Consider the following 25,418-nt stretch of genomic DNA (forward strand, 5'->3'; position numbering starts at 1 on the left):
TTAGTTATTTTTGAGAAACGCGCTCTACGTAGTCGCCAGTAGATGTGTCAATGCGAAGAACATCGCCTTCGTTGATGTGCAATGGAACGCCTACAGACAAACCAGTTTCCATGATTGCGGGCTTAGTAGCACCAGTCACACGGTCGCCTTTTACGCCCGGATCTGTTTTAGCAACAGTCAAGTTCACTGCTTTTGGAACGTCAACTGCAACGGCTTTTTCATTGTAGAATAAAACTACAACTTTCAAGTTTTCTACTAGGTAGTACTTTGATTCGCCAAGGTCGTCTTCAGACATAGCGATTTGTTCGTAGCTTTCAGGAGACATGAAGTTGTAACCAGAATCGTCTTTATAAAGGAAAGTCATCTCTTTATTTTCAACGTTTGGTACTTCGAATTTTTCACCAGATTTGAAAGTGGATTCCAAGTTCTGGCCAGTTAGCATGTTTTTAAGCTTCGTGCGAGTGAATTGGTTTCCCTTACCAGGCTTAACGTGTTGGAAATCCACAACTACATAGGGTTTCCCCTCAAGCATGATTTTAAGACCTTTTTTGAAATCCGACGTTTCGTACATTGTATATCCTTTTTGTAGAGAAAGGACATATTTGCTTAATTATCTGATGGAGGTCAACCTTCGGCTCTTAACCTTAAGCTCTATACTCTTCGATTCTGCGAAGCATCATCTCTAATACTTCCAGTTTTCTTTCGCGAACGATTTGATCCCGTGGTTGAAGAGGCTTTAAAGAGGTGACCTCATCGTTATCGTTGTAGCGAACCTGCAGGGTTTTCATGCGTCTTTGAATCTCTGGATGGTCGCCGAATTCCACGCGGGTGTCTTTTAGAAGGGCATGGGATTTTTCTAGATCGTTGCGCACAATAAAGGCATCAATCAAGGAAAGCATTCTTTCCATGGCCTTGCTTGGGCTGACCGGCTGAGGTTTCACCATCATCGGTTCTTCCGTCTTAGCAGCAGTGCCTTTACGGCGGGGCTCATCAAGCTGAACTTCCGGAAGTTTTGTCATCGAAAAAACTTCGTCGTCGTATTCATCCGCAGTCAAAGATTCCAGTTTTTGCACGGCTTTTTGCGCGCTTTTTGAATTCGGATTTAAGAATAAAACCATCTTGAAGGCTTTAAGAGCTTCCTTCGGATTTTTATTTGCAAGATGAACTTCAGCCGTTAATTGGTGAGCTAAAATATTTTCTGGAGCTAAAGAAGTGGCGCGTTTCAAGGCTTCGCCAGCTTTGCCAAGTTCTGAAAGATCGCGCATCACTTTTGCGTAAGTCACAAGCCCACCAACGAATTGCGGGTGGCGTTGAACGCCGGCAGTCACGGTTTTTTTAGCCTCAGCAAGCATGCCCATCTCTCGATAAGCTTCTGCCAAAGGAGCAAAAACCTGAGAGTTCGGATCTTTTTCCAAGATCATTTGATATTTTTCGATGGCACTTGCATCTATTTTCATCAAAGCTGTTTTTCCGTTTCTGCGTTAGCCGCGACGTCTATAAGAGAAATTCTAAGTCAGAAGAATTGACAGCGCAAGCGCGATTGATGAAAACGGTGCATCTGACTGCGTTGTCGGCCTTTGTCCTCGCTCCGACGTGGCGCTGCCACGCCTCCACTGCGGGAAAGACCTCCGCCTTGCAGCTGAACCGTTTTGATCAATCGCTTCTTTTTTGGCTATTTTTTTGGTTTTCTGGAATTTGCGTTTTGCCTTTTGTTTTTTCCATTGAGATAATTTTTTTGTTAATTCTTGAGGGGAAATTTAATGTCATTAACGATTTTGGGAGTAGATCCTGGATCTCGCATTACTGGCTTTGGAGTCGTGCGAGTTGAAAATGGACGGATTGAGCATATCAATCATGGTGTGATTGTGCTTGATGCGGATCAGGGGTTCCCTGTGCGTATGACAGAATTGGGTGAGGCTTTTCGTGAAGTCATGGAAAAGTACAAACCCCACCAAGTTGTTATTGAAAAAATATTTTTAGGAAAAAACGCGGACAGTGCTTTTAAATTAGGGCATGCCCGTGGGGTTGTGATGTATGAAGCTGGGCGCGGTGGTGCTGCAGTTCATGAATACGCCACCCGAGTTGTTAAAAAAGGTGTCACAGGCACTGGCGGAGCTTCGAAGGAAGATGTTCAGGCGATTTTAAAAGCGATCTTGAATATCAAAGTTATCAATCGCATCGATGCTTCGGATGCTTTGGCTATGGCCTGCCACCACGCTTTTGAATTAAAGAAGAAATCCATTATTGAAAGAGCAGTTACGGTATGATCGGTTATTTACGCGGTAAAATTATTGAAGTTTCTAGCGACTCCGCTTTGTTGGATGTACAAGGTGTTGGTTATGAAGTTCATGCTTCTTCAAACACCTTGGTCGATCTGCAGTCTCTTTTAGGTAAAGATATTATCGTGTGGGTTCACACCCATGTGCGTGAAGATGCTTTAACTCTGTTTGGCTTTCATTCTAAAGATGAAAAAAATCTTTTCCTTTCGCTTTTAAAAGTGAATGGCGTTGGTCCGAAGATGGCGTTAAGCATTCTTTCTGGCGGCAGACCAAATCAAATCCAAGAAATGATCGAAGCGGGTAATGCAAAAGCCCTTTCTGGTTTACCAAAAGTGGGTAAGAAGACGGCTGAGCAGATTATTCTTACTTTAAAAGGCAAACTTGTTTCTATCGAAGAAACTGTGAAGTCGAAATCAGAAGCGCATACGCAGATCACCTCGGCGCTTTTGAATCTTGGTTATAAATCGCAAAACGTCGATCAGTTCGTGGCTTCATTGCCTACGGATATGAGCCTTGAAGAAGGTGTTCGCAAAGGCTTGCAAACATTATCTGGGAGCTTAGCATGAGTCGCATCCTAGAAGGTGATCCGGTTGAAGGCGAAAAGAGTTGGGAAAACGAACTGCGCCCGCAGAAGTTTGAAGACTTTCCTGGCCAAGATGACGTGAAGGAAAAGCTGAAAGTTTTTGTTGCGGCGGCAAAACACCGTGGCGAGGCTTTGGATCACGTTTTATTGTGTGGTCCTCCCGGTTTGGGTAAAACGACGTTATCAAAAATTATCGCGAACGACATGGGCGCTGATATTCGTATGACGTCAGCTCCGGCCATTGATAAAAAAGGAGATTTGGCTGCGATCTTAACTTCGCTTAAGCCAAATTCAGTTTTATTCATCGATGAAATCCATCGTTTAAGCCGCGTGGTTGAAGAATATCTTTATACGGCGATGGAAGATTATTACATCGATATCGTGACAGGCGAAGGCCTTGGTGCGCGATCGATGAAATTCCAACTAGCACCTTTTACCTTGATTGGTGCTACGACTCGCGCGGGATTATTAAATCCTCCATTCCGTGATCGTTTTGGAATCGTTGAGCGTTTGCAGTTTTATGATCGCAGTGCGCTTCAACAAATTTTGATCAGATCTGGTGAAATTCTTAAAGTTAAAATGGATGCCGAAGGAGCCGATGAGGTCGCTCGTCGTGCCCGCGGAACTCCGCGTGTGGCGAATAGACTTTTAAAGCGTGTGCGTGATTATGCACAAGTTAAAGGAAATGGAACTGTCTCTCGAGATATTGCGATTTATGCTCTAGATCAGCTGGGTGTGGATCAATTCGGTTTAGATCTTATGGATCGTCGTATTTTGAGTCTGATCCAAGAAAAATATAACGGCGGCCCTGTCGGTATTGATACAATGGCAGCGGCACTCAGTGAAGAGCGCGATACTTTGGAAGAAGTGTATGAACCCTTCTTAATTCAAGAAGGTTTCATCCAAAAAACACCGCGCGGACGTGTGATTACAGAGTACGCGAAAAAATCCATTATGACGGAGATATAAATATGGCTTCTAGAAATCCCTTGATTGTCGAAGTGACGAGAGGGGCCGTGGTTGAAAGTTCCCATCAAGTAATCGGTGTGGTTGTTGATGAAACTGGCGCTACAAAAAATTTCTGGGGGCAGCCGGCCTTTTTAACTTACCCTCGCAGCGGTATCAAAATGCTGCAAGCGATTCCGTTCGTGGAATCAGGTGCTGTTGATAAATTTGGTTTGTCCGATAAACACATCGCTTTGGCATGTGCTTCCCACAAAGCTGAAAAAGATCATTTAACTGCTTTGACTGAGTGGATGGATAAGACGGGCATTAAAGAAAGCAATTTCATCTGCGGGCCCCATCTACCTTACGATGAAAATGCCGCCCACGAAATGCTTCGTAAAAATCAAAAGCCCACAGTGCTTTGTAACAACTGTGCAGGAAAACATTCGGCAATTATGTCAACATGCTTGCACTTAGGTGAAGACATCGCAGGCTATGATAAGTTTGATCATCCCGCGCAAAAACGTCTGCGTAAAATTCTGACTGAAACAATGAAAGTGGATCACTCCAAAGTCGTTTACGCGAGTGATGGTTGTGGCATTCCAACATATGCGGTGACTGTTCAGCAGATGGCGGTTGGTATGTCGACTTTCATTAATCCGAAAGAAACACCAGCTCGCAAATTGGCCGTGGATAGGATTATCCGGGCGGTCAGTGCTCAACCGTTTTACCTGGCGGGCAGTGACCATTTTGTCACAAGTGTGATTGAAAAGACACAAGGTCGCGCCATCATCAAAGGTGGGGCCGAAGGAATTTACTGTGGTTTTTTAACCGATAAGAAGCTGGCATTCGCAGTGAAGGCTTCTGACGGTGGAGCTAGAGCTGCTCAAGTCGCAACAGCGGCGATTTTATTAAATTACGGAGGCCTGAATGCTGACGAATTTAAGGCTTTATCAAAACACACTCAACCCACTGTCACAAACTGGCGCGGCGATGTCGTCGGGCAAATCCGCATTGCGAAGGGCACCTAGTTACGGTAAAGTCTAACTAGTATGTTTTTACAAAAAACGATTCGCAAAAGAACAGTCGTTAACGGTGTTGGTATTCACTCTGGTGATGCTTGCACCCTTACATTTCGTCCTGCGCCGCCTGATACAGGTGTCTATTTCATTCGCAGCGATTTGCCGGGAAAACCTTTTTTAAAAGTCACTGCACGTAATGTTCAGGCGACTTCACATCAAACGACTATTGGTGGCGGCGAGTTTTCTGTAGCTACCATTGAACACTGTCTTTCTGCTTTGTCGGCTTTAAGAATTGATAACTTATTTATCGAACTTGATGGGCCTGAAATTCCAATTTGTGATGGCAGTGCAGGGGATTTCCTTAAAGCACTTTTAGCAGTAGGAATTGTTGAGCAAGATCAACCTCGTAAGTATTGCTATATCACTGAACCCATTTATTTTAGTGAGGGTGAAAAGCACGCTTACGTAGTTCCTTACCATGGACTTCGTTTGACGGTGACGATTGATTTCCCTCATCCAAAAATCGGGAAGCAGACAATTGATCTTGATATCAATGAACAGTCGTTCACTCGGGATATCGCGGGCGCTAGAACTTTTGGTTTCTTAAAAGACGTTGAAGCACTAAAGGCGCGCGGCCTAGCAAAAGGCGGAAGCCTAGATAACTGCATCGTTCTTGATAACGAAAACATCGTAAATCCAGAAGGCTTGCGTTGGGCTGACGAATTCGTTCGCCACAAATGCCTAGATGCACTTGGTGACCTCGTCACTCTCGAAATGCCCCTAATGGGTCACGTGGTTCTTTATAAAGCCGGCCATGACGTTATGAACAAGCTTGTTAAGAAAATCTGGGATAGCGGTTCTAGCTATCGTCACGTTGAACTTGGTGCGGATATTAGCGAAGAAGTTCAGCGCTACACCGGATGGACTGTTCCTCAATAACTTCGGTCATCTTTAAACACGCGGGATTTGGAATTTTAGCAGGGAGCCTTTGGGTTCCTTCTCTACAGCGGCACGCCATCCGGGCTCAGTTGCCGCTGCAGCTATGCTGCAGTTCGCGCCATCGTGGCGCCGGCAAAGGCCGCTTTCGGAAGGAGCCCAAAGGCTCCCTGCTAAAATTCCAAATCTGGTGTTAACGTCGACTAAATGATTTCGGACCACTGCGCTTTTGACTCAATTCTTATTCTAAATTGCAGAGATTTAAACAGCCTTAGCTGAGCCAATCAGTTATTCAAAAATCTGTTCTAATTCATTGGGAGGAATTATGAGAACAGTGGTTTTGATTCTGGCTATGTTGGTTGGTTCACTTAAAGCATTCGGTACTGTGGATGCTCATACGCGTGTGTACCTCGTTGTTAAAGATATACAGACTGAGGAATTCTTTATTGAGCGTGCACCTATCATCGGGTGTTATGGGTTGGCTCGTGGGCCGCAGCTTGCGCAGTTCACTGCTGAATACAAAGTGAATGCGAATGTGGGGTGTGGTGATCAGTTTGTTCAGGAAAATATTAATTATCTCACTTGCGCAAAAGTGGTTTCGTCTGTTGAAAGTCCTGACTACTTAAGTTTTTCAGAAATCACTCTAGACATCACCGGCTGTCCAGAGAAGAACAGCTCTATTTTCAGAAGCATCATTCGCCGTGCAGCTCGCCTCAACTTCCCGCTAAATCGGGGCTCAGTAAAAGTAAAATTCATCCGCTAATTCCGAAGGTGCCTGCTTCTTTTTTGGGTCTACGGTGCGTTTAACGCAGTATGGGCCTAAAAAAGAAGCAGGCACCTTTTTTCAATTCTTAGGCCCATTTTGCGCCTACCTGGGGTGGGCTTGGGGTGCCAGATCGTTGTTATTTTAGTTGATAGAACAAAAGTTCTGGCTCGGTAGTTGCTACGTGTTTCGGATACTAATCCGGAGACGTTTGTTATGAAACTATTAGGTATGCTCTCGTTGCTGACGGTTTTTTCTGCCTTGGGGCCTTCTATGGCTCTTGCGGGGCCCAAAGATTGGAAGATTACTCAGCCGGTCTGGACTGACTTCCATGAACAGCAGTTCGGTGAATTCGTCACTCGCATTGGTGAGGCCGTAGAGTCCCGGGCCTGTGATAAAGTCGATACCTGCCTTAAAAGTGCCTATAACCCTTATTATTCTACAGATCCCCAAGGTCTAAAATATTACGCCGACTGTGCTGATTTGCCCTACTATCTGCGCGGTTACTTTGCTTGGAAAAACGGCCTTCCTTTTTCTATCGTTAGTGAAGTGAAAGCGGTTGAAGAACCCGTTCTTGTTAATCTTGATTTTTTTAATAAACAAAACAAAGACGTTCGTTATTCTAATAAAGGTAACTACGTCACAAAACGTTATGATGTTTTAGTTAAAAACAGAGTCGTTAAAAACACCTACCCCGACGCCGTGGACATTCTTAACAACGTGATCCCGGGTCTAACGTTTTCAGCTTCATTCCGCATGATGGGGGCTGATGAATCACCGCTCATGAGTGACTTCTATCCTGCAAGTATCAACCGCAATGGTATCCGTCCTGGTACCGTGATCTATGATCCAAACGGTCACGTGGCGATCATCTATAAGGTGGCTGATGACGGGCGCATTTATTATATCGATGCTCATCCAGATAACTCGCTGACTATGGGGATGTTCTCTCCGAAGTTTGTTCGCTCTAATCCGGGGCAGGGTGCGGGATTTAAAAATTTCCGTCCTTTGGCTTTAGTTGATGCGAAACAAGACATGTTCGGTAACGGTTTTTCTGGGGGTAAAATTGTTCCAGCGTTTAACTATCAATTAGCGAATCTGGGTACCGAGCAGTTCTATGGAACTCATCCAGATCCAGGTGGTTCTTGGTCAAAAGGAAAGTTCGTTATCAATAATCAAACTGTCAGCTTTTATGACTACGTTCGTATGAGTTTGATGGATGGTGATATCCACATCAATCCGTTAGAGGACATGGCCCATATCGTAGACGATATTTGCGTAAGCTTAAAAGACCGCGTTGCTGCGGTTGAGGCGGCTCGCACTTCAGGCGTTTATTTAAAACCTCACCCAGAACGTTTACCTATTAACATCTTCGGTACAGAAGGGGAGTGGGAAAACTACGCAACTCCTTCCCGTGATGCGCGTTTAAAAGTGGCGTTCATGGATTTGCTTGCGACCACAAAATCAAATATTGAACGTTATAAAAAACGGGACCCAGCCATCCGTTATTCTGGCGGCAACTTAGCAGCTGATCTTTTTAACGTTTATAAAGAAAGAGCCTTAGCATGTGAGTTCACTTACACGACGACAAACAATAAAGTCGTAAGAATGCACTTAGAAGCTGCTCGACAAAGAGTTTTCAACATGAGTTTTGATCCATACCACTGTATCGAACTTCGTTGGGGCGCGCGTCTTCCGCAAGAATTAGCGGCATGTACTGATGATGCTAATAAGCGTTTATGGTATGAAAACGAAAAATATCTTAGAAACCAACACGAGCGTAAATACGACGTAAGAATGGACTACACAGTCCACGAATTAGCGCAGCCTATTCAAGGTGTAGGAGTGGCTACTCCTCCAGATATCGATATCGTTGGGTTCTTGAAATCTCAAATGTAAGCAAAGTAGGCTCTCTAAACGGGAGCCTACATCCAATCAATCTGCTGGCGTAGATACGATAGAACATCTACGTCTGGCGCTGTCTCAAGTCCCACCCCTGGGATTGGATTAGCTAATTCTTCTAAAGTATAATCCATGCGCACATCAAATCTTCGTTCCGGCTGATTGCGCAGGTACTTTTCATTTTCATACCAAGCACGTTTGTTTGCATCATCCGAACAAGATGCTAATTCTTCAGCGCTGGCGGCTCCCCAGCGAAGTTCGATGCAATGATAGGGATCAAAGCTCATAGCGAAAATTCTTTGGCGAACATCTTCAAGATTTAAAGTGATCGAGCGATTGTCCGTCGTTGTGTAAGTGATCTGACAAGCTTGAGACTTTTCTAAATAAATATTCAGCAAATCTCCGGCAAGGTTAGTGCCTTCGTATCTGATAACAGAGTCTTTGTTCTTATAGCGTTCGATATTTGAAACCGTATTCGCTAATAAATCCACGAAAGCCACTTTTAAGCGAGCATCGCGGGAAGGGGTCGCATAGGTTTCCCATTCGCCTTGAGTTCCATAAATATTTTCAGGCAATTTTTCCGGATGTGGTTTTAGATAAATGCCTTCTGCACGGGCCGTGTCCACTGAATTCACGCGATCCTTAACGCTGATACAAATATCATCAACGATGTGGTTCATGTCTTCAATCGGATCGATATGCAGTTCACCGACAGTTAATTTCATTCGCACGTAATCATAAAAGTTCACGTTGCGACCTAAGATGCTGAATTTTCCTTTAGCCCAATCGCCGCCAGGATCTGGATTGGTTCCATAGAATTGTTCAATCCCCATGTTGTGTACTTGGTGGTTAAAAGCAGGAACGATTTTTCCTCCAGCCCAGCCGTCGCCCGCAACATCAGGAACTGCGTCAACAAGGGCTAACGGACGGAAGTTTTTAAATCCAGCACCTTGCCCTGGGGCCGAACGCACAAACTTTGGCGAAAACATTCCCATCGTAAGCGAGTTATCAGGATGCGCATCAATGTAATAAACTCTTCCATCATCAGCCACGCGATAAACGATAGCGACGTGACCGTTGGGATCATAGATGACAGTGCCGGGGCGAATGCCGGTGCGATCTAATCTAGCAGGATAAAAGTCACTCATTAGGCCCGTATCATCTGTTCCCATCATGCGATAGGTAGCTGAAAACGTAAGACCTGGAATGGTGTAGTTAAGAACCCGTACTGCATTTGGATAAACATTAGTTAAATCCGGTTGAACTTTTACTAAAGCTTCATAGCGGCTAAGCACATAGTTACCATGTGGGGAATAACGAACGTCTTTGCTAGGCTTCAAAGGACCCACCGGGCCCTCGATGGGTTTTACTTGGTTGACCATCGAAAATGGCAAACCGTTTTTCCACGCGAAATAGCCGCGCAAGTAATAAGGAAGATCTGCGCAGTCAGCGTAATATTTTAAGCCCGCAGGATCAGTCGGATAGTAAGGATTCACATCGCTTTTTAAACAGGTATCAACGCGAGAACATTTGCGCGCTTCAACCGCTTCGCCAAGTCGGACGATAAATTCACCGAAAAGTTGTTCGTGGGTTTCAGTCCAAACCGGTTGCGTGATGCGCCAATCCCGTGCATCAGCGGCAAAGCTTCCCGTTGCCGTTCCAAGAATTGAAAAAGCCGTCAGCAGTGAAAACAAATGTAATTTCATAAATTGAATTCCTCTAGATGCATAGCCACTCTACTGTGCCATTTTTTAAGGCATTTATTTGAATTAAATAGGTTTTCGCGGGGCCTAGGTCATAAAAATCGCGAAAAACGGACCTTTTTATGAGGGAACTTATTTTCGTCGAGGGGTCACCTAGGTGCTGATTAGGTGCGCTATAGTTCGAGGAATCTTTTACTTTTATTACTGATCTGGCATAGTCCGGGAGTCATCAAAAATCAGATAAATAATAGGGAGTTCTTTACCCCCTACAGGAGTGAAAATGATTATCGGTGTTCCTAAGGAAATTAAGATTTCTGAGAACCGCGTAGGTATGACTGAAGCGGGTGTTCGTCAGTATGTGGGTGAAGGCCACACTGTCCTAGTTGAAAAAGACGCGGGCGTTGGTTCTGGTATCACTAACGAACAATACGAAAAAGCTGGTGCGAAAATTATCGACAGCAAAAAAGAAGTGTACGCGAAAGCGGACATGATCCAAAAAGTTAAAGAACCACTTCCAGATGAATATGAGTTGATGAAAGAAAATCAAATCATCTACACATACCTTCACTTAGCTGCAGAACCAAAACTAACTAAAGTTCTTTGCGAGCGTAAAGTGAAAGCAATCGCTTACGAAACAATCCAACTTGAAAATGGTTCATTGCCTCTTTTGACTCCTATGTCTGAAGTTGCAGGTCGTATGGCGACACAAATCGGTGCTTTCTACCTTCAAAAAGATCACGGTGGTAAAGGTATCCTTCTTGGTGGCGTGACTGGCGTTAAACCAGGTAAAGTAACAATCATCGGTGGTGGTGTTGTTGGTACGAACGCTGCGAAAATGGCAGTAGGCCTTGGCGCTTCTGTGACGATTCTTGACGTATCTACAGCGCGCTTGGAATATCTTGATGATATCTTCCAAGGTCGTTGCATGACTTTGTTCTCGAATCCGAAAAACATCGAAGAATCAGTTCGTGAATCTGATCTAGTTATCGGTGGTGTATTGATCACGGGTCATAAAGCTCCAACTCTTGTTTCTAAAGAGATGGTTTCTTCTATGGCTAAAGGTTCAGTAGTAGTTGACGTTGCGGTTGACCAAGGTGGTTGTATCGAAACTTGCCGTCCAACTTCGCACACAAACCCAACATACGAAGTTGATGGCGTCATCCATTACTGCGTACCAAACATGCCAGGTGTAGCACCAAGAACTTCTACTTACGCTTTGACTAACGTCACTACGAAGTACGGTTTGATGCTTGCTAATATGGGTGTTGAAGATGCTGTTGCGAAAAGCCCAGCATTGCTTAAAGGTCTTAACGTATACAACGGTTACGTTTGCTACGAGCCAGTGGCTAAAGATCTTCACATGGAATACAAAGCTTACAGAGCTTAATTCCTTCGAATACAATTTCGATCAAAAAAGCCCGGGAGTGATCTCGGGCTTTTTTTTATTTAAAAGCTGCCTTAAGAGCATGCATAAAGATTAATTAACTTAAAACTGTTTAGTTTAATCCCTCGAATGCCGCTGAGTTCGGGGTAGGCATGATGAATGCTAATATGCGGGCAAAAGTAGTTGCTGTTTTAGGGTGAATCATCAATTAAACGGAACGTATTATTTTGGGTTTTTCTGGCTAGCTAATACCTTGGCGAGAACCGTAATGTTAAATATTTACCAAAAAGTTGATAGTGATGAAAAACTCAGTACAGCATGCAAGAGAAAAAGACAAACGTGTACTGATCTATTGGTCTATCCAAATATTTCCCCAGTCCTCTGTGCGCAGCAGGGGAATGCGCGCCTGGCTCAGTCTTAGTTCAACACTGCTGTGGGGATGTTTATAACGGGCCCAGCGGGCCGAGCTGATCGCTTGGATGCCGTCAGGAAGGCGCTTTAAAAGTTCCATCGACGTGCTGGTGTTGCTGCCATGATGTCCTAAAATAAAATGCTTTGTTCGCGAGATCCACGATTGGTCAAGCCACTGCTTTTCATGTTCCCCAGGGGAGTCCCCGGGTAAAAGTACTTGGTTATATAATATCACCTGACTTTGTTCGTTGGCGTTTTTAAATCCACGGGGTTGCCATTTGTAAAGTTCAGGAATTGATTTTTTATCGCAGTCAGAAAACCCCGCAAGCAACCTTCTTTTCTTTTTTGAGGCGGGTCCTAGGGGGCGTAGACCAATGCACAAGGGCAAATTCTTTTTTACTTTTTGAAGCCCACCCACGTGATCCCAATCCCAATGACTTAAGAAAGCCAGATTAGCTTTAAGTCGGCATTGTTGCAGAATTTTCCCCATCGGAAAAAACTCACCCCCCATATCGAAGTGATAACAAGCATTGGGTGTGACCGCGGTCGTCCACTGGCCTTGTCCCACATTCCACACGATAAAAAATTTCTGCGCTGGAATATGCAAGACGTGACTGGCGCTGAAAGTTATAAGAAAAAGGCAAAACCACTTCATCACATTTTTCCCTGCCAAAGTTTCAGTCTAAGAAAATGCAAACATAGGTGCAGTCCTAAAAGCCACAACCATAGAAATGGTAAAGTCGGCGCGGTCACGGCGGCCGTTTTAACCGGTTCGGCAACCAAGGGAAGTAGTGAGCCAAAGATATTCATCACCGAATCAAAAACAACGGCAAGGGGTGGCATGGCCACAGTAAAAAAACTTAATGGCAACAACACAAAGGAAACCACGGGAGCCAAACATAAGTTATATAAAATACTCAACGGATGAAGACTGCCAATCCCCCAAAGTGGAGCCAGCATAAAAAAGTAGATGGCGAACTGTGATAACACGGCCTTCGAAAATGAATTCCGTACGCGAAAGACCGCCACCACAGACAGAGCCAGGGCTGCGCTCCAGCTCATCAAAAAGGACAACGACTGCCAGTACGATTGAAAAAGAAAAAGCGCCGTAAAGCCCGTTATCAGCACAATCAGATCCGCAGGGAAAAAGATCTTGCGATACGCGAAGGTTTCGCGGACCGCAAAACCAAGCAAGGCACGCACTGCGGGCGCTTGCCAGCCTCCAAACAGCGCATAGGCCCCAAGAAAAACGAATCTTAAATAAAGTGGAATTTTTAAAATGCCTAAAAGCTGATCAAGTAAAATTAAGTGAGAACCAGAAATAACAAAGATGTGAATCAAAGATGTTTTGCTTAAATTTGCTTTCAGTTTTTCATCTGTGATTTTTTCACCACAAACAAGAGCTGCTAACGATGATGCGTGCTGGGTACTATGTGGAATAATCTCGATACATTTTTTGTGGAATTCTTGCGAGACAGCTGATGCATTATCGTGCAAATGAGTTGGAAGTGGAATGCTTAACACGAAAGCAAGGATCAGAAGAATTGCCATAGTTTTAACTACTTAGCAATTTTCGTAACGCAGTTGATTTCTAAAATAAGCTGTCACTGGGAAGATGCGTCCGACAGGGGCGGAATGTAAGATCTGTTATTTGCCTGCTTAAAAAAGTCCTAGTTATTAAGTATTCACTATAAATTTCATATACTTATATGATGCCCAAAATACTGGCAAATCGCTGAAAGCCTTGTAAATAAATAGGTCTAAGGTCTAGCATTACAACAACTCAACATTTTGTGTGGATAACTCCTGCTTGTTTGCACTTCTTAATGCGTGTCATACTGGTGAAACAGCATGAGGTGTCGAGAGATGAAGCAACTTAGACTATTAGCAGCAACGGTACTTTTAAGTGTCCCCATGAGCGCGTTCGCAAAAAATTCGGCGCTGTCCAAAGCCTCTCCTGCAAAGGATCTTCAGCAAGAAGCACTACTGGTAGAGCTTACTGGCAAAGACTTTACTAAAGAAAATGACATCAACTTATATGCTGAAATGGTAAGCGCTTATCAGAATGACGATGAAATAGGCTTCAAGAGCCGTTTACAAAGTTTACTAAGTCGCTTCCCGCAAAGTTCCTACGCTGACAATGCGCTTTTTTTAGCGGGCAGAATGGCTGTGGATCACAACAATTATGCTGAAGCCGTGAAGTACTTTACAGAGATTGAAAAGAAATATTCCAGCAGCAACAAAGTGGTCGCAGCGAAATTCGCAAAGGCCATGACTTACAAAAAAATGAATCTTCCAAATTTTGCGATGAACACACTTAAAGAAGTTCGCGCGAAATATCCAGGCAGCCCGGAATCTTTCCGCGCTGATGCTGAATTAAAATTGATGAAATAGTTTTTCGTTTCTTACGTTTCAGATTCTCATAAGCAAGATGCAAGGATGCAAAAGGTGATGAGTAAAAGACTTTCGATGATTTTAGCGGTGATGATTTGTTTGCAAATGGCGCAAGTACAAAAAGTACAGGCGCAGGATGCTCCACCGGATGCAACCTGGGAAACAGATCCCTTAGATGTGATTGAGCCTGAACAGAAAAATGCACCCGCAGAGCCTTCTGTACCCGAGTTTAAAGAAATCGATGAAACGGGAAGCGCTTCGCAACCTGCAGAGCCCGTTCCGCCAACTGAAATCGATGCGCCAGCTGCAGAGCCAACGGAAGTCGCCACACCAGAAGCGGTTCCAGCGCCCGTTGAAACTGCGGTTGAAACAGCAGCGCAAGGGGATTCCCCTGACTTTTCAAAAGAATCTGAATTTCACCGCATCTATAAGTCCTACAACGAACAGCCGACTTCCCAAGAAGCGTGGGAACAAGTGGCAGGTCCAAGAGCATCAGAAACTTATCTAGTGCAAAAAGGGGATACTTTGTCGGGTATCTCTACAACCTTTTTTGGTGATTACACCTATTGGCCGAAAGTGTGGTCGTTGAATAATCCGCAAATTTTAAATCCCCATGAAATCGAACCTGGCATGATGGTTCAATTCTTCCCTGGCAGCATGGATGATGCGCCGACGATGGCTGTGGCGGAAGCGGATGCAGCGGCCGTAAACGAGCCTCAGGAAAAAGAAAAAGCAAAAAAAGCTGATAAGAATGAAGTGAATGTCGGGGCTTTACCAAAAGGTAAAAAAAGAGCTCCGTTACTTAAGAAACTTCCGCCAAGTTTGCCGCAATACCGTTTGGGCGCAGTGAATGAACCTTTGCCAACTTTAGAAGTAGAATTAGCTAAAACCCAATTCCCAACAGCTTTAGAATATCTGGAATACTTTATCGCTGATGCCCCGGTCGAGGGTGTGGGTGTGGTCACAGCGACAGAGCTTGATACTAAGACCGCTGGAGACTATCAGCATGTCTATGTTCGCTTGCCAAATAATGCGGGCAAAGAATTTGTCGTGCAAAAAAATCTTGCGGAAGTAAAAGACCCTGAAACAAAAAAGCGCAAAGGCTTTATGATAGAGCTGCAAGGTGAAATTGAAGTCATTGAGCCCGTCAATGAGCAAAAGAATTTGTACCGCGCTTTAGTCAAAAAAACGATTCAACCCGTTGCCGTAGGCTCTGTGCTTATTCCTGGTCGACTTCCGATGATTGATCCAACTATTGGCAGCCTGACAACAGGTGTGGGCGCAAAAATCATGGGCGGGCAGTTTGAAGCCAAACGCAGTCTTTTTGGTTCCCACAGCTTTGTATTCTTAGATTCAGGAAGCAGCCAAGGAATTCAAGAAGGCATGGCTCTTCCAGTTTTTGCGGATGAAAGAGTTCGCAATAAGAAAAACGATGCGGTTATTAATGATCGCGTGATCGGTGCGGCAAAAGTGGTCCGCGTGGCTCCGAACTTCGCAACGGCCTACATTGTGAAAGCCACTGATGATATTCTTTTAGGGGACTATGTCGGTAAACCTACGGCCCGAGTTGCCTTAGAGCCAGAGGTGATTGAGGCTCCGAAAAAAGAAGATGATGATTTTGAAAAGGATTTTGAGGACGCACCTCAAGAAGAGGCCCCGTCGGATTCCGGAGAAGAAGATCTGGATCTAGAAATAGAATAAACTTAAAAAGAGCCCTGCAGATTGCAGGGCTCTTTTGTTATGAACGATTTATATTCTTTATGTCAATTGATCAAATCTCATCCGCTGTTCAACGTACAGCGGGATGCTATCTTAGGACTTTTTTATTCTTTGAAAATCAGGCAACAGCTGGATCCTGAGGGACTGCTTCAAGCTTTAAAATTCCATCAGCCAGAGCTGTACGAAGCGATTCAAAAGAACCATGCGCTATTTAAAAAACATTGTGAAGATTCTCTGAAGCTAAAGATGAATGGCATTCATTTGGTTTGTTACGGTGAAGAGCTTTACCCTGCTTCCTGCTATCTTATGACAGATCCTCCTTTAACGCTTTCCTATCGCGGATCGCCAGCGTGGCTATCTGACAAAGCCCTGGCAGTCGTCGGCAGCAGAGAGCCTTGTTTTGAATCCATTCAATGGATGGAGAAAGAATTCGCACCGTTTTGTGAAAAAGAACGGCCTTGTGTTGTCAGTGGTGGTGCGCGGGGGATAGATCAAAAATCCCATTCAGTGGCATTAAGAAAAAGTTTGCCAACCGTCGTGGTTTTGCCATCGGGCTTAGAAAATATTTATCCAGAAAGTTTGAAAGAATGGCTGCACGCGATTTATGAAAATGGCGGATGTGTCTTAAGTGAATATGCTTATGAACAAAGAATGCACAAGCATCTGTTTCATCATCGCAATCGATTGATCGCGGCACTGGGAAAGGCAACACTTTTAGTGGAAGCACGAAAACGCAGTGGCACTCTAATTACGGCGCATCAGTCTTTAAACTTAGGTCGCCCTGTTTGGATTGTCCCCGGTCATCCCTTAGATCCGCATTTTTCTGGAAGCTTAGAACTGGTAATGGAAGGCGCTCAAATAGTCAGAGATGCGCAAGATTTATCCATGTTAATAACCGCAGAAATGAACGATGTTAAAGCATCCCCAGCAGGGATAGTGAAGCAGGAAAGTTTGTTACACTACCGGTAGTGAGCGTTCTAAGTTGCCAAAACTCTTACGAAAAAAGTGAAATCATCTAAAAAAATCTTTTGCAAGGAGCCGTCATTGCCCCTACCATTTGTTTTAAGGGAGGGGCGATGTGGTCAAGGATGACCGTGGTAGTATGGATGCTACTGCATCGCTCTAATTTTTTAGTCGCCGCCTCTTAGTCCCAATTTCTTCTTAAAGCTTCAAAACCAAGTCCGGCAAAAAGAATATTAGGTGTCCACACAGCAACGGTTACTGGCAACGATCCGCCGCGGGCAGCGCCTTCTGCGGCGATATACAAAACCCAATACAAAATAATCAGACCGATACACAAGATCATTCCACCGGCCTTAGCGGCACGGCGATTCGTCGTGGTTCCTAGGCCTACACCAATAAGTGCAAACACTAAACACAAAGCAGAAATCGCCCAACGTTTGTGATACTCAGTACGTAAAGTGCGTTCCATTTCTTTATCTTTAGAAAAGTCCTCTGTAAGTCTTTTTTCAATTTCACTTAAAGTCAGTGATTGGGGCGACTTCTTTTTTTCGCCAATATTTAATGGCGCAGAAAATTGAACGTCGTAGGTTTCAAAGCTGATCTTGGTGTGGGTCTTAGCTTGGCGATGAATTTCACCATCTTTTAGGCGCAGCAAAACTTCGTGACCTGGTTTATCGGGATCAGGAATAATCTCGCCTTGTTTTGAAATGATAGTTAAAGGAATGTCGCCCGATTTTTCATCATAAATAAAAACATTTTTTAAAATGCCTTTTTCTGAATCCACTTTATTGGCGTAAACCACCATATCGAAAAAACCTTCAGAAAAGGTACCTTCTTTGATAACGGCGCCAGCTTTTGTGTCACTGATTCGCGAAAACATCACCTCAAACTGTCGATTGCCCCACGGGGCAATGTTGAAGGACATCTGAGCTGAAATTGTTCCCACAAGCAAAGCCAAGATGACTGCTGGCATAAGCAAAGTTGTCATTGGCAAACCTGAGGCTTTCATCGCCACGATTTCTGAATCCTGACTGAGGCGACCGTAAGTAAGAAGGACTGAAAATAACAACGCCATGGGAAAAAGCGCAGGTAATAACGAAATGATAACGTAGCTAATGATTTCCCCGATGGTCCGTATGCTTACGCCATGAACGAGGGCAAATTCGGTCAATCTTAAAACCTGGAACATAAGGATGATCGAAATGAAAACTAACAAACCAACGATAAAGCTGGGAAGCATCTCAAAGAAAATGTACTGCGCAGCTTTTTTTCCAAAAAAAATACTCAAAGTTGAGGTCTCCTGTTGCAACATTGTAGACTGAGCCAGGGTGCGAGTCATCGCGTCCATTGTCTAGTTGAAGGTTTATTGACCGCGCCCATCCCATATCTGACAATATCACCATGAACAAGATTCTTTTAGTGTACGAAGACTATGCGGATTTAATGAGTGTGGAGGCGGCTTTAAAAAGAGTCGGCTTTGACGTCATCGGTCTAACGAGTGAGTACGCTATGTCGGATCAGATGTTGGCATTCAATCCCGATTTAGTTGTTGGCTCTGGTAAAGCAGGGAAGGTGAGTTCCCTTGGGGTGGGAAAGCGTCTTAAAGAAAACGCTCGCTGGCACGGCAAGTCCGTTCTTATATTTCCCGCGAACTTTAAGCCGGGTCCCCAGGATCTTTTAAGAATTCGCGCCGACATGATTTTAGAGGCTCCGGTTCCTCCGCTTCGGTTAGTGCAAGTCATCGGGCGCATCTTAGGCCATGATGAGGCCGTTCTGTTAGAACGTTTAAATAAAGCCATGCACGTAGAAAGCCCCCATAAACCTGGTGGGGTCGGTGGCAGTGCTGCAGCAGGGGCCCACGGCGGAAAGCCAACCCCTGAAGGTGAAGCCATTTATGTTAAAGGAACAGTTGAAGAAAAGGCCGTTGCCGCGGAAGAAGAGTTTTTAGCCCCGGCTGAAGAGCGTCAAGGCAAAGATCAAGAGTTCTTGTTAAGTAATGAAGAAGACAAAGAAAAAGCCAAGTTTAAGTTTGGCGATCGCATGGCTGAGGCGCAAAAAGAAGATGCTTCTAACGACATGGCTGAAGCCTTTCCAGACGTTGACCTAAAGGCCCTTGAACAAGAACTTTTAGGCGGTGGCACCCCCGAGGTTGAAAGAGTTGAAGTCGTTTCTGAAGTCTCGGAAAGCACAGAACCTGTAGAAACCTTGAAGGTTGAAGGCACGGTGCCAAGTGATGCAACTGCTGAAGTTTCAGGTGAGGTTGCCCCGGCAAGTGAGGAACAACAGCTGCAAGCCAAGGCCAGCGAAGAACTTTTAAAAGCCGAGCAAACGCTGAAAGAAAGGGTGTCTAAGTACAGTCAAATGGTGGCAGGTGTGAACCTTCCTCCGCAAAGTACTATCACCCGTGTAGAGGCCCGTCGCCGCCAAAAGGGTCTAGAAGGTGACTGGGATAGTCAAAATCTGAAGGACCAAGACGAGTTACGCCGGGAATTTACAAAAGCCCTTTTTAAGAAATAATGGACCGTATCGCACCTTGACCGTAGGCCTTTTCATGTACATGTTAGTTCAAGATCTGACATTGATTTTACGGAGGCCACTATGGGCGCATTTACAACACCAGTAACAGACAGTTCATTTGAAACAGAAGTTCTTAATTCACAAACCCCAGTTCTTGTAGATTTCTGGGCAGAATGGTGTGGTCCATGCCGTGCTTTGGCTCCTAAGCTTGAAGAAGTAGCTCAAGAATTGGGGACAAAAGTTAAGATCGTAAAAGTTAACGTTGATGAAAATCCTGGTACTCCAGGCAAATACGGCATCCGCGGTATTCCTGCGATGTTGTTATTCAAAGGCGGAAACGAAGTCGGGCAACTAGTTGGTAACCACCCTAAAGACGCTATCTTGGACTTCTTAAACAAAAACACTTAGGTTTGTTTGATATCGAAAACATATTTGGCAGATGGGGAGTTATTCTATAACTCCCTATTTTTTTGGTATTTGAGTGGACTTAATAAATTGGGACCACTAATATGTTTCAAGGCACTCAACAAGGTAGAGTTTATATGTCCATCGATCTTCAAAATGTGGCGGTAGAATCTGAAGTTGAAAACGAAAAGTTCAAAACTTTAGCGCAACGCCTTTCAGTGATGTTGGCAGGTGAGGGTGTTCTAGTTCGTACCTATGATAAAGGTCTTCCGTACTTTTCAAAACTTTCTGAAAAGCAAAAACAAACTATCAACTACCACTTAGAATTCTACGTTGAGCTTTGCCGTGAACAAATGAGCGAAGGCTATTCTTTAAGCGATGGTCCTACTTTCGTTTGGCGTGCTTTAAGAAAATTGAATTTGATCCCGCGTTCGGATCTTTTCCAGTACTTCAATGAAAATTCTGTGATCGAGATCTATTCAAACGAAAACGTTCAATTGTTCAGAAGTTTGAACTTCTTTAAATTCTGTTCTTACACGCTTGAAGAGCTTCACTCTAGAGAGTGGTGGTTGTTATTCAACCGTGACACTAGAATCACTGATTCATTATTGGGTTACGCTGGTAAGATCTTTAATCAAGAAATTGGCGAAAACTTTGTTCCTGATATTCCAACCCATGTCGTACGTGAACTTGCTTCAGTCGACATGTTGGTGACTGAAATCAACTTCCCAGTGATGGGCCCTCTTTACCACAATAAGAGAGCCGTTGCTTTGATCATCGCAGAGGATGCAAAGATCCTTGAAGGGTAAAGGAAAGCGGCTTAGGCCGCTTTTTTTATTTTACCCATATTGTTTCCAACCTCTAAAGCCTGCTGGCACAGTTGCCAATAAAGCTCTGCCGTCATCTTAATATTTTCTTGAACCATCATCTGCTGTTCCATTGGCAGTTTCGCCACACGCTCTAAGGCGTCGCGCACGTGCTCGATATCTGCATCCGAATGTACTTTTAAAAATGAAATCGCTTTGGGCCCATGGATCTTTTCAATCTTTTCTGAAAGTTTCGGGCCGTAATCGCAGGCAAGGCTTTCTAAGAAAAGAATATAGCCAAAGAAGGCGTGGGGATGAATGTGTTCAATTTGATAGTACTGGGTTTGATAGAATGCTTGGGTCACTGCAAACTCGGGGAAGTTTGCGATGTCGCGGCCCACGGCTTTCATATCCATCACTGGTAAGTTTTCATGGCCTTTTTCTTCTGCACAATGCTTTAAGAAGCGATAGTGCATGCTGTTGTCGTTCGGTGGAATGTTGGCTGCTGTTAACGCCAGTAAGCGGGTTGAATGGCAAATATAATAACAGGCCTGCGATAACCAAGCGGCATAGAAGTCCTTGTTTTCCCAAGGTGCATCTTCCATTAAGAATTTTCCTGATTTTTCTACGCAGGCACTTAAAGTGTCAAAAATTGTGGGCTTCATATACGTACTCCTTGTTCTTATTATTAAGAAACTTTTTTGTTAGTAAGATTTTGTTGTGAAAACGGCGCTGCGCCAGTCAGTACGCGGTCTTTATAAAGACCCTCTACGTATTGGGCGGTGCCATCGTTTTTAAATTTTCTATTTTTCTGTTTCTGGAAAACAACCACCGCGCAGGGATAGTTCATCTTCTTAATGGGTGGCTGAACCTCGATGGCTTCAAGATTTAAGCACACATCTAAGACCTTCACGTCGGTGCGTGGGGTTCCCATGATAACATCCGCAGGGGAGTCATCCATAAGCTTTAAACCCACACCGATAAGCACTTCAGTCCATAAAATGTTCGAGTGCGATTTGCGCCATTGGGGCTTCACGTTTAAATATTCAATACTTATAACTCGTGGCTGCTTGTCTTTTACTAAGTTTTGAACGGTTTTGGGTTCTAAGGCTTGCACATAATGATGTTCAATTGAAGATAGCAATCTTAAATCAAACATTGTCATCGTGCTTAGGGCGACAACTTCATCATTGTATAAGATAGCGGCGACGACGTCGTTACGAAAGAAATCATCGGGATCCAGTTTTCCGCCGGCTCCTTCGACGACTTCTATGAAGGATTCTTTCCAAGCGATATAGACTTTATTGAATGTTTCAGTGAATGCTTCATCAACGAAATGAGGGCTAAATAAATATAGCTTAAAGCCGAACACTAACGACCTCCGCAATGCACTACAACGTTCTACTTCGAGACCTTACCGGCTCTGAACGGTAAGGACAGAAGCTTTTCGGATGAACATTGCAAACATTAACAGTTGTTTAGACATTACTAAAAAAATAATGTTTATGTCTGTTTTTGGTGCGATCAAAATTAGATTTTCAAAATTTGACTTGGAGCTTAGGCACCGCAATTATGAAAACAAAAAAGGAGGTTCGTGCCTCCTTTTTCTTTGCTAGAGCAGCTTTGATAGATGATGTTAGTTCGCTGCAACCAATACTGCAGTTGGCGCAGAAATTTTCGCGTAAAGTTCGCCATAGTTTTTCATCACACGATTGTTATATTCCGCAGGTGTGACGTTCTTAGAAAGAAGGCGGCGTACGTTTTTTGGTCCCATATTATAAGCGCTGACATAAGTCACAGCACGGCCTTTGAAAGAACTGCGCAGGTAATTCATATAAGCAAGACCGATACGGATGTTTGCTGATGGATTTTCCAAGGTCTTTTTACCATTCCAAGGAAGTTTAAACTTCTTAGCGATCCATTCCGCAGTGTCAGGCTTGATTTGCATAAGGCCAATTTCACCAGCAGAACCTACTGCTAATGGATTGAACTTACTTTCTGTTTTAATCACAGCTAATACAAACACTGGGTCAAGCTTATACTTTTTGCTTTCAGCAATCACCGTGCGTGCAATGGACCCAGATTGCGCTTTAAATTTCGGAGCTAAAGAGTTTTTAACTTTCACTTGAATCATTTGGTTCAATGATTTTTTACCTTCAAGGCGTTGAGCCATACTTCCGCGGTAGCTCTTACCTAAGAGCTCTTTAGCATGGGCTACGCGTGAAGCTTCGTGCACATTTTCAAGAGCTTGATCTTGCAGATTCCAAGATACGAAAGCGAAGTTATTAAATAGAACCAAGCTGAGTGTTGCGGTAATAATTGCGATTCCAGTATTGAGATTTTTCGTTTTCATGTCCGCTACCTCCGATACACAGAGATACTTCAATGGTCATGCCGAATGGCTAACCTCGCGGAATAGTTTGGTTCTTAGAGTGAAACATGATTCAGGTCACATTCGTTGGAGTTGAGGGATACCGGTGTCAACCAAACTCTCGACAATGACTGAAAGATAGTTAGTCACTTTAAAACGTATTCTCTCTCTGAGACGACCACTCTGAGGCACCTTAATTCTTGCGGTTTTCCTTCTCTTTTTGCTTGGTTTTCGCTCTGGGTTTAATGCGATTTGGGTTGGCTTCGAACGGGGGATTTGGAACTTTGCTAGGGCTGTGGGCTTCCTCTATTTCGCGGGGATGCTATCCGGGCTCAGTTGCCGCCGCAGCAAAGCTGCGGTTCGCGCATCCATGCGCCGGCAAAGCCCCGCTGCATAGAGGAAGCCCACAGCCCTAGCAAAGTTCCAAATTTGTTCGAAATCAAGTAAGTCGTTTTAAGGTTAGTTAAAAAAGAAGAATTGAGAGATCCGACTGAATTATGAGTTGTAATGTCTAAAGAGATTTTCTTAGTGAAACTTCCTGATTACCGTTGAGAGGGAAGCAGCAGTTCTGCAAATAAAGAATTAACTAGGGAAACGTCTTTTCTTTGAACAGTAGTGCGAACTGAGCGGGAAGGAAGTGGAATAAGAACGAGGTAATAAGTCTCAAGCGGAAGTATTCCTCTGCGCATTCCAAGCTAACTTTTCCAGAAGTCGTCGAAGTCACAGATTTGCTTGGCTGAGGAGAACTTTGCTTGGGTGTTCCTCCGAAGAGAGGAGCACGGAAAAGTTTAAGGGATACAGTTCGGCCATTCAGAGTTAATGGATTTCACATCATCCTTCTGGCAAGGCTCTAAAGAATTTGTTACTTCCGCTTCGGTGAAGCTTTGAGTTAAGAATTTTTGTAATTAAAATTCTGCTTGGCAACTTTTTCCTCTTTTTATTTTTGCTTTTATCGCACTGGAATTTTTAATCCGAGCTCCCTGCCGCACTCACAACAATTTTATGGCAAAAAAATTTGGATTAAATATTTAGAGTAGATGGATTTTAGCAAGGTGGCTTGTAAGGCTCCAAAGAAGTGTGGCAGCAAAGCTTGTCAGTCAAGCCGTTCATGGGGTAAAAATTTAAATAGTCGTAAAGGCAAAAAAAAGGGGGCTTTTGGCTCCCTTTTTTGGTTCGGTTTTTTTAACTTCTAAAATAAGTATCTGCGGTAGGCGACGGAGGATATGATTCCCATTCCGGCCATTGTGGTTAACATCGAAGAACCACCATATGATAGTAGCGGTAGTGGGACCCCTACGATAGGTAGTAGGCCTATTACCATTCCTATGTTTACGAACATGTGCCAGAAGATGTAGCAGAGGACGCCTACAGTTAGGAGTGCTCCGAATTTGTCGCGGGCGTTGGTTGCGATTCTGATTCCGGTCATGAATAGGAAGCAGAAAAGGCCGATGACTGCTAATGAGCCTACGAAGCCGTGTTCTTCGCTTAGTACTGAATAGATAAAGTCAGTGTGGCGTTCTGGTAGGAATTCCAGTTGGGATTGAGTTCCTTTCATGAAGCCTTTTCCGAAGAATCTGCCTGAGCCTACGGCGATTTTTGATTGGATGCTGTTGTATCCAGTTCCTCTTGGGTCACTTGCTGGAGATAGGAAGGTTAGTACGCGGTTTTTTTGGTAGTCATGCAGTACGAACTTCCATGCTACTGGCAGGGCGATGATTCCCATGACTACTAAGGCTGCTATGATGCTTTTTTTGATTTTTGCAAAAATCAGCATGGATCCGCCGATGGCTGCTAACATCATTGCTGTTCCCAAATCGGGCTGTTCAACGACCAGGGCGAATGGAATTCCCAAAGCAATAAGCGGTACGGCCATTTCTTTTAAGCCCATTCCAGCGCCTAAAGAATTTCTTGTTGAAAGGATTTTGGCCATCAACATGATCATCGCAAGTTTCATTGTTTCTGAGGGCTGATAACGGAAAAACCCTAGGTCGATCCAACGTTGCGCACCTAAGGCTACTTTACCGAAGAACGTCACGTAAAGAATCGCCCCGAGATTAAGAACATAGATGATGATCGCAATACGGCTGACGACCGAATAATCTAACAAGGTCATGACTAGGAATACGGTCCAACCAACTACTAGCCACATGATCTGAGAAATAAATAAAGAAGCTACGTCCACCGTCGTTGGACCGTGGGTGGCGCTGTACAAATTAATCAAACCGATAACGTTCAAAGCCAAGATAACGATGATCAAGTTGATATCTAATTTTTTAAAAAGAGTTCTCTCTTCAACATGCAAAGACGTTAACACT

Annotated in this window: 24 protein-coding genes; 14 read left to right on the forward strand and 10 right to left on the reverse strand. The window is 44.1% G+C overall.

Annotation, left to right across the window (positions count from 1 at the left end):
- Positions 1-4 precede the first annotated feature (4 nt).
- Both efp and MNR06_RS01570 read right to left on the reverse strand, forming a co-directional pair.
- Positions 5-571 (reverse strand): elongation factor P, encoded by a 567-nt coding sequence (gene efp / locus MNR06_RS01565; protein WP_243538185.1) that lies wholly within the window; start codon positions 569-571, stop codon positions 5-7.
- 73 nt (positions 572-644) lie between these two features.
- Complete coding sequence (locus MNR06_RS01570; RefSeq protein WP_243540800.1) at positions 645-1,457, reverse strand: tetratricopeptide repeat protein; 813 nt, start codon at positions 1,455-1,457, stop codon at positions 645-647.
- 303 nt (positions 1,458-1,760) lie between these two features.
- Between MNR06_RS01570 and ruvC the strand changes: the two genes are divergently transcribed.
- The 7 genes from ruvC (at position 1,761) to MNR06_RS01605 (ending at position 8,427) form a co-directional block, all read left to right on the forward strand.
- Positions 1,761-2,267 carry a crossover junction endodeoxyribonuclease RuvC gene (ruvC, locus tag MNR06_RS01575; RefSeq protein WP_243538187.1) on the forward strand — a complete coding sequence of 169 codons (507 nt, stop codon included), beginning with the start codon at positions 1,761-1,763 and terminating at the stop codon, positions 2,265-2,267.
- On the forward strand, positions 2,264-2,845 hold the full coding sequence (gene ruvA, locus MNR06_RS01580; protein WP_243538197.1) for a Holliday junction branch migration protein RuvA: 582 nt from the start codon (positions 2,264-2,266) through the stop codon (positions 2,843-2,845). Before ruvC ends, ruvA begins: the two co-directional genes overlap by 4 nt.
- Entirely contained in the window at positions 2,842-3,831 is a 990-nt protein-coding gene (ruvB, locus tag MNR06_RS01585; protein WP_243538208.1) for a Holliday junction branch migration DNA helicase RuvB, read from the forward strand. Before ruvA ends, ruvB begins: the two co-directional genes overlap by 4 nt.
- Before the next feature lie 2 nt (positions 3,832-3,833).
- Positions 3,834-4,838, forward strand: coding sequence for an asparaginase (locus MNR06_RS01590; RefSeq protein WP_243538209.1), 1,005 nt, complete (start codon positions 3,834-3,836; stop codon positions 4,836-4,838).
- A 21-nt stretch (positions 4,839-4,859) separates the two neighbouring features.
- Positions 4,860-5,768 carry a UDP-3-O-acyl-N-acetylglucosamine deacetylase gene (gene lpxC / locus MNR06_RS01595; protein ID WP_243538210.1) on the forward strand — a complete coding sequence of 303 codons (909 nt, stop codon included), beginning with the start codon at positions 4,860-4,862 and terminating at the stop codon, positions 5,766-5,768.
- 322 nt (positions 5,769-6,090) lie between these two features.
- A complete protein-coding gene (locus MNR06_RS01600; RefSeq protein WP_243538211.1) occupies positions 6,091-6,528 on the forward strand; it encodes a hypothetical protein in 438 nt (145 codons plus the stop codon).
- A gap of 216 nt (positions 6,529-6,744) precedes the next feature.
- Positions 6,745-8,427, forward strand: a complete 1,683-nt coding sequence (locus tag MNR06_RS01605) for a hypothetical protein (protein WP_243538212.1) — start codon at positions 6,745-6,747, stop codon at positions 8,425-8,427.
- Between the two features lie 26 nt (positions 8,428-8,453).
- On the opposite strand, the gene MNR06_RS01610 is transcribed toward MNR06_RS01605, so the two are convergent.
- A complete protein-coding gene (locus tag MNR06_RS01610; RefSeq protein ID WP_243538213.1) occupies positions 8,454-10,136 on the reverse strand; it encodes a hypothetical protein in 1,683 nt (560 codons plus the stop codon).
- Between the two features lie 277 nt (positions 10,137-10,413).
- Between MNR06_RS01610 and ald the strand changes: the two genes are divergently transcribed.
- The gene (ald, locus tag MNR06_RS01615; protein ID WP_243538214.1) at positions 10,414-11,520 is read left to right on the forward strand and encodes an alanine dehydrogenase; all 1,107 of its coding nucleotides are present in this window, start codon (positions 10,414-10,416) and stop codon (positions 11,518-11,520) included.
- A gap of 346 nt (positions 11,521-11,866) precedes the next feature.
- Here the strand turns inward: ald and MNR06_RS01620 are convergent, their stop codons facing one another.
- A complete protein-coding gene (locus tag MNR06_RS01620) occupies positions 11,867-12,583 on the reverse strand; it encodes a ComEC/Rec2 family competence protein (RefSeq protein ID WP_243538215.1) in 717 nt (238 codons plus the stop codon).
- On the reverse strand, positions 12,583-13,479 hold the full coding sequence (locus tag MNR06_RS01625; RefSeq protein ID WP_243538216.1) for a ComEC/Rec2 family competence protein: 897 nt from the start codon (positions 13,477-13,479) through the stop codon (positions 12,583-12,585). Before MNR06_RS01625 ends, MNR06_RS01620 begins: the two co-directional genes overlap by 1 nt.
- A gap of 315 nt (positions 13,480-13,794) precedes the next feature.
- On the opposite strand from MNR06_RS01625, the gene MNR06_RS01630 reads away from it, so the two are divergent.
- Genes MNR06_RS01630 through MNR06_RS01640 form a run of 3 tightly spaced genes read left to right on the forward strand, consistent with a single transcriptional unit; the run spans position 13,795 to position 17,010 of the window.
- Entirely contained in the window at positions 13,795-14,322 is a 528-nt protein-coding gene (locus MNR06_RS01630) for a tetratricopeptide repeat protein (protein ID WP_243538217.1), read from the forward strand.
- Positions 14,323-14,379: 57 nt separating this feature from the next.
- Positions 14,380-16,023, forward strand: a complete 1,644-nt coding sequence (locus tag MNR06_RS01635) for a LysM peptidoglycan-binding domain-containing protein (RefSeq protein WP_243538218.1) — start codon at positions 14,380-14,382, stop codon at positions 16,021-16,023.
- A 39-nt stretch (positions 16,024-16,062) separates the two neighbouring features.
- Positions 16,063-17,010 carry a DNA-processing protein DprA gene (locus MNR06_RS01640; RefSeq protein ID WP_243538219.1) on the forward strand — a complete coding sequence of 316 codons (948 nt, stop codon included), beginning with the start codon at positions 16,063-16,065 and terminating at the stop codon, positions 17,008-17,010.
- A gap of 175 nt (positions 17,011-17,185) precedes the next feature.
- Here the strand turns inward: MNR06_RS01640 and lptF are convergent, their stop codons facing one another.
- Positions 17,186-18,292 carry an LPS export ABC transporter permease LptF gene (gene lptF, locus MNR06_RS01645; RefSeq protein WP_243538224.1) on the reverse strand — a complete coding sequence of 369 codons (1,107 nt, stop codon included), beginning with the start codon at positions 18,290-18,292 and terminating at the stop codon, positions 17,186-17,188.
- Positions 18,293-18,405: 113 nt separating this feature from the next.
- On the opposite strand from lptF, the gene MNR06_RS01650 reads away from it, so the two are divergent.
- The 3 genes from MNR06_RS01650 to MNR06_RS01660 all read left to right on the forward strand — a co-directional run bounded on the left by MNR06_RS01650 (position 18,406) and on the right by MNR06_RS01660 (position 20,735).
- Positions 18,406-19,521, forward strand: coding sequence for an ANTAR domain-containing protein (locus MNR06_RS01650; RefSeq protein WP_243538226.1), 1,116 nt, complete (start codon positions 18,406-18,408; stop codon positions 19,519-19,521).
- Positions 19,522-19,602: 81 nt separating this feature from the next.
- Entirely contained in the window at positions 19,603-19,929 is a 327-nt protein-coding gene (gene trxA, locus MNR06_RS01655; RefSeq protein WP_243538228.1) for a thioredoxin, read from the forward strand.
- Between the two features lie 134 nt (positions 19,930-20,063).
- A complete protein-coding gene (locus tag MNR06_RS01660; protein ID WP_243538230.1) occupies positions 20,064-20,735 on the forward strand; it encodes a hypothetical protein in 672 nt (223 codons plus the stop codon).
- A gap of 11 nt (positions 20,736-20,746) precedes the next feature.
- Here the strand turns inward: MNR06_RS01660 and MNR06_RS01665 are convergent, their stop codons facing one another.
- The 4 genes from MNR06_RS01665 to rodA form a co-directional block, all read right to left on the reverse strand.
- Complete coding sequence (locus MNR06_RS01665) at positions 20,747-21,397, reverse strand: iron-containing redox enzyme family protein (RefSeq protein ID WP_243538232.1); 651 nt, start codon at positions 21,395-21,397, stop codon at positions 20,747-20,749.
- A 23-nt stretch (positions 21,398-21,420) separates the two neighbouring features.
- The gene (locus tag MNR06_RS01670) at positions 21,421-22,104 is read right to left on the reverse strand and encodes a hypothetical protein (RefSeq protein ID WP_243538234.1); all 684 of its coding nucleotides are present in this window, start codon (positions 22,102-22,104) and stop codon (positions 21,421-21,423) included.
- A 264-nt stretch (positions 22,105-22,368) separates the two neighbouring features.
- On the reverse strand, positions 22,369-23,085 hold the full coding sequence (locus MNR06_RS01675; RefSeq protein ID WP_243538236.1) for a lytic transglycosylase domain-containing protein: 717 nt from the start codon (positions 23,083-23,085) through the stop codon (positions 22,369-22,371).
- A 1,207-nt stretch (positions 23,086-24,292) separates the two neighbouring features.
- A complete protein-coding gene (gene rodA, locus MNR06_RS01680) occupies positions 24,293-25,417 on the reverse strand; it encodes a rod shape-determining protein RodA (RefSeq protein WP_243538238.1) in 1,125 nt (374 codons plus the stop codon).
- Position 25,418 lies beyond the last annotated feature (1 nt).

It is taken from the genome of Bdellovibrio reynosensis, assembly GCF_022814725.1.
GTDB classification, from domain to species: Bacteria; Bdellovibrionota; Bdellovibrionia; order Bdellovibrionales; family Bdellovibrionaceae; genus Bdellovibrio; species Bdellovibrio reynosensis.

Bases quoted from the DNA above. Each gene is read 5' to 3' on its own strand.
- lpxC (WP_243538210.1), top strand. From the start codon at position 4,860: ATGTTTTTACAAAAAACGATTCGCAAAAGAACAGTCGTTAACGGTGTT.
- MNR06_RS01590 (WP_243538209.1), top strand. From the start codon at position 3,834: ATGGCTTCTAGAAATCCCTTGATTGTCGAAGTGACGAGAGGGGCCGTG.
- MNR06_RS01600 (WP_243538211.1), top strand. From the start codon at position 6,091: ATGAGAACAGTGGTTTTGATTCTGGCTATGTTGGTTGGTTCACTTAAA.
- efp (WP_243538185.1), bottom strand. From the start codon at position 571: ATGTACGAAACGTCGGATTTCAAAAAAGGTCTTAAAATCATGCTTGAG.
- ruvC (WP_243538187.1), top strand. From the start codon at position 1,761: ATGTCATTAACGATTTTGGGAGTAGATCCTGGATCTCGCATTACTGGC.
- MNR06_RS01665 (WP_243538232.1), bottom strand. From the start codon at position 21,397: ATGAAGCCCACAATTTTTGACACTTTAAGTGCCTGCGTAGAAAAATCA.
- MNR06_RS01625 (WP_243538216.1), bottom strand. From the start codon at position 13,479: ATGGCAATTCTTCTGATCCTTGCTTTCGTGTTAAGCATTCCACTTCCA.
- ruvA (WP_243538197.1), top strand. From the start codon at position 2,264: ATGATCGGTTATTTACGCGGTAAAATTATTGAAGTTTCTAGCGACTCC.
- ald (WP_243538214.1), top strand. From the start codon at position 10,414: ATGATTATCGGTGTTCCTAAGGAAATTAAGATTTCTGAGAACCGCGTA.
- MNR06_RS01620 (WP_243538215.1), bottom strand. From the start codon at position 12,583: ATGAAGTGGTTTTGCCTTTTTCTTATAACTTTCAGCGCCAGTCACGTC.
- MNR06_RS01675 (WP_243538236.1), bottom strand. From the start codon at position 23,085: ATGAAAACGAAAAATCTCAATACTGGAATCGCAATTATTACCGCAACA.
- MNR06_RS01650 (WP_243538226.1), top strand. From the start codon at position 18,406: ATGAACAAGATTCTTTTAGTGTACGAAGACTATGCGGATTTAATGAGT.
- MNR06_RS01605 (WP_243538212.1), top strand. From the start codon at position 6,745: ATGAAACTATTAGGTATGCTCTCGTTGCTGACGGTTTTTTCTGCCTTG.
- trxA (WP_243538228.1), top strand. From the start codon at position 19,603: ATGGGCGCATTTACAACACCAGTAACAGACAGTTCATTTGAAACAGAA.
- MNR06_RS01635 (WP_243538218.1), top strand. From the start codon at position 14,380: ATGAGTAAAAGACTTTCGATGATTTTAGCGGTGATGATTTGTTTGCAA.
- MNR06_RS01640 (WP_243538219.1), top strand. From the start codon at position 16,063: ATGAACGATTTATATTCTTTATGTCAATTGATCAAATCTCATCCGCTG.
- ruvB (WP_243538208.1), top strand. From the start codon at position 2,842: ATGAGTCGCATCCTAGAAGGTGATCCGGTTGAAGGCGAAAAGAGTTGG.
- MNR06_RS01630 (WP_243538217.1), top strand. From the start codon at position 13,795: ATGAAGCAACTTAGACTATTAGCAGCAACGGTACTTTTAAGTGTCCCC.
- MNR06_RS01660 (WP_243538230.1), top strand. From the start codon at position 20,064: ATGTCCATCGATCTTCAAAATGTGGCGGTAGAATCTGAAGTTGAAAAC.
- MNR06_RS01570 (WP_243540800.1), bottom strand. From the start codon at position 1,457: ATGAAAATAGATGCAAGTGCCATCGAAAAATATCAAATGATCTTGGAA.
- MNR06_RS01610 (WP_243538213.1), bottom strand. From the start codon at position 10,136: ATGAAATTACATTTGTTTTCACTGCTGACGGCTTTTTCAATTCTTGGA.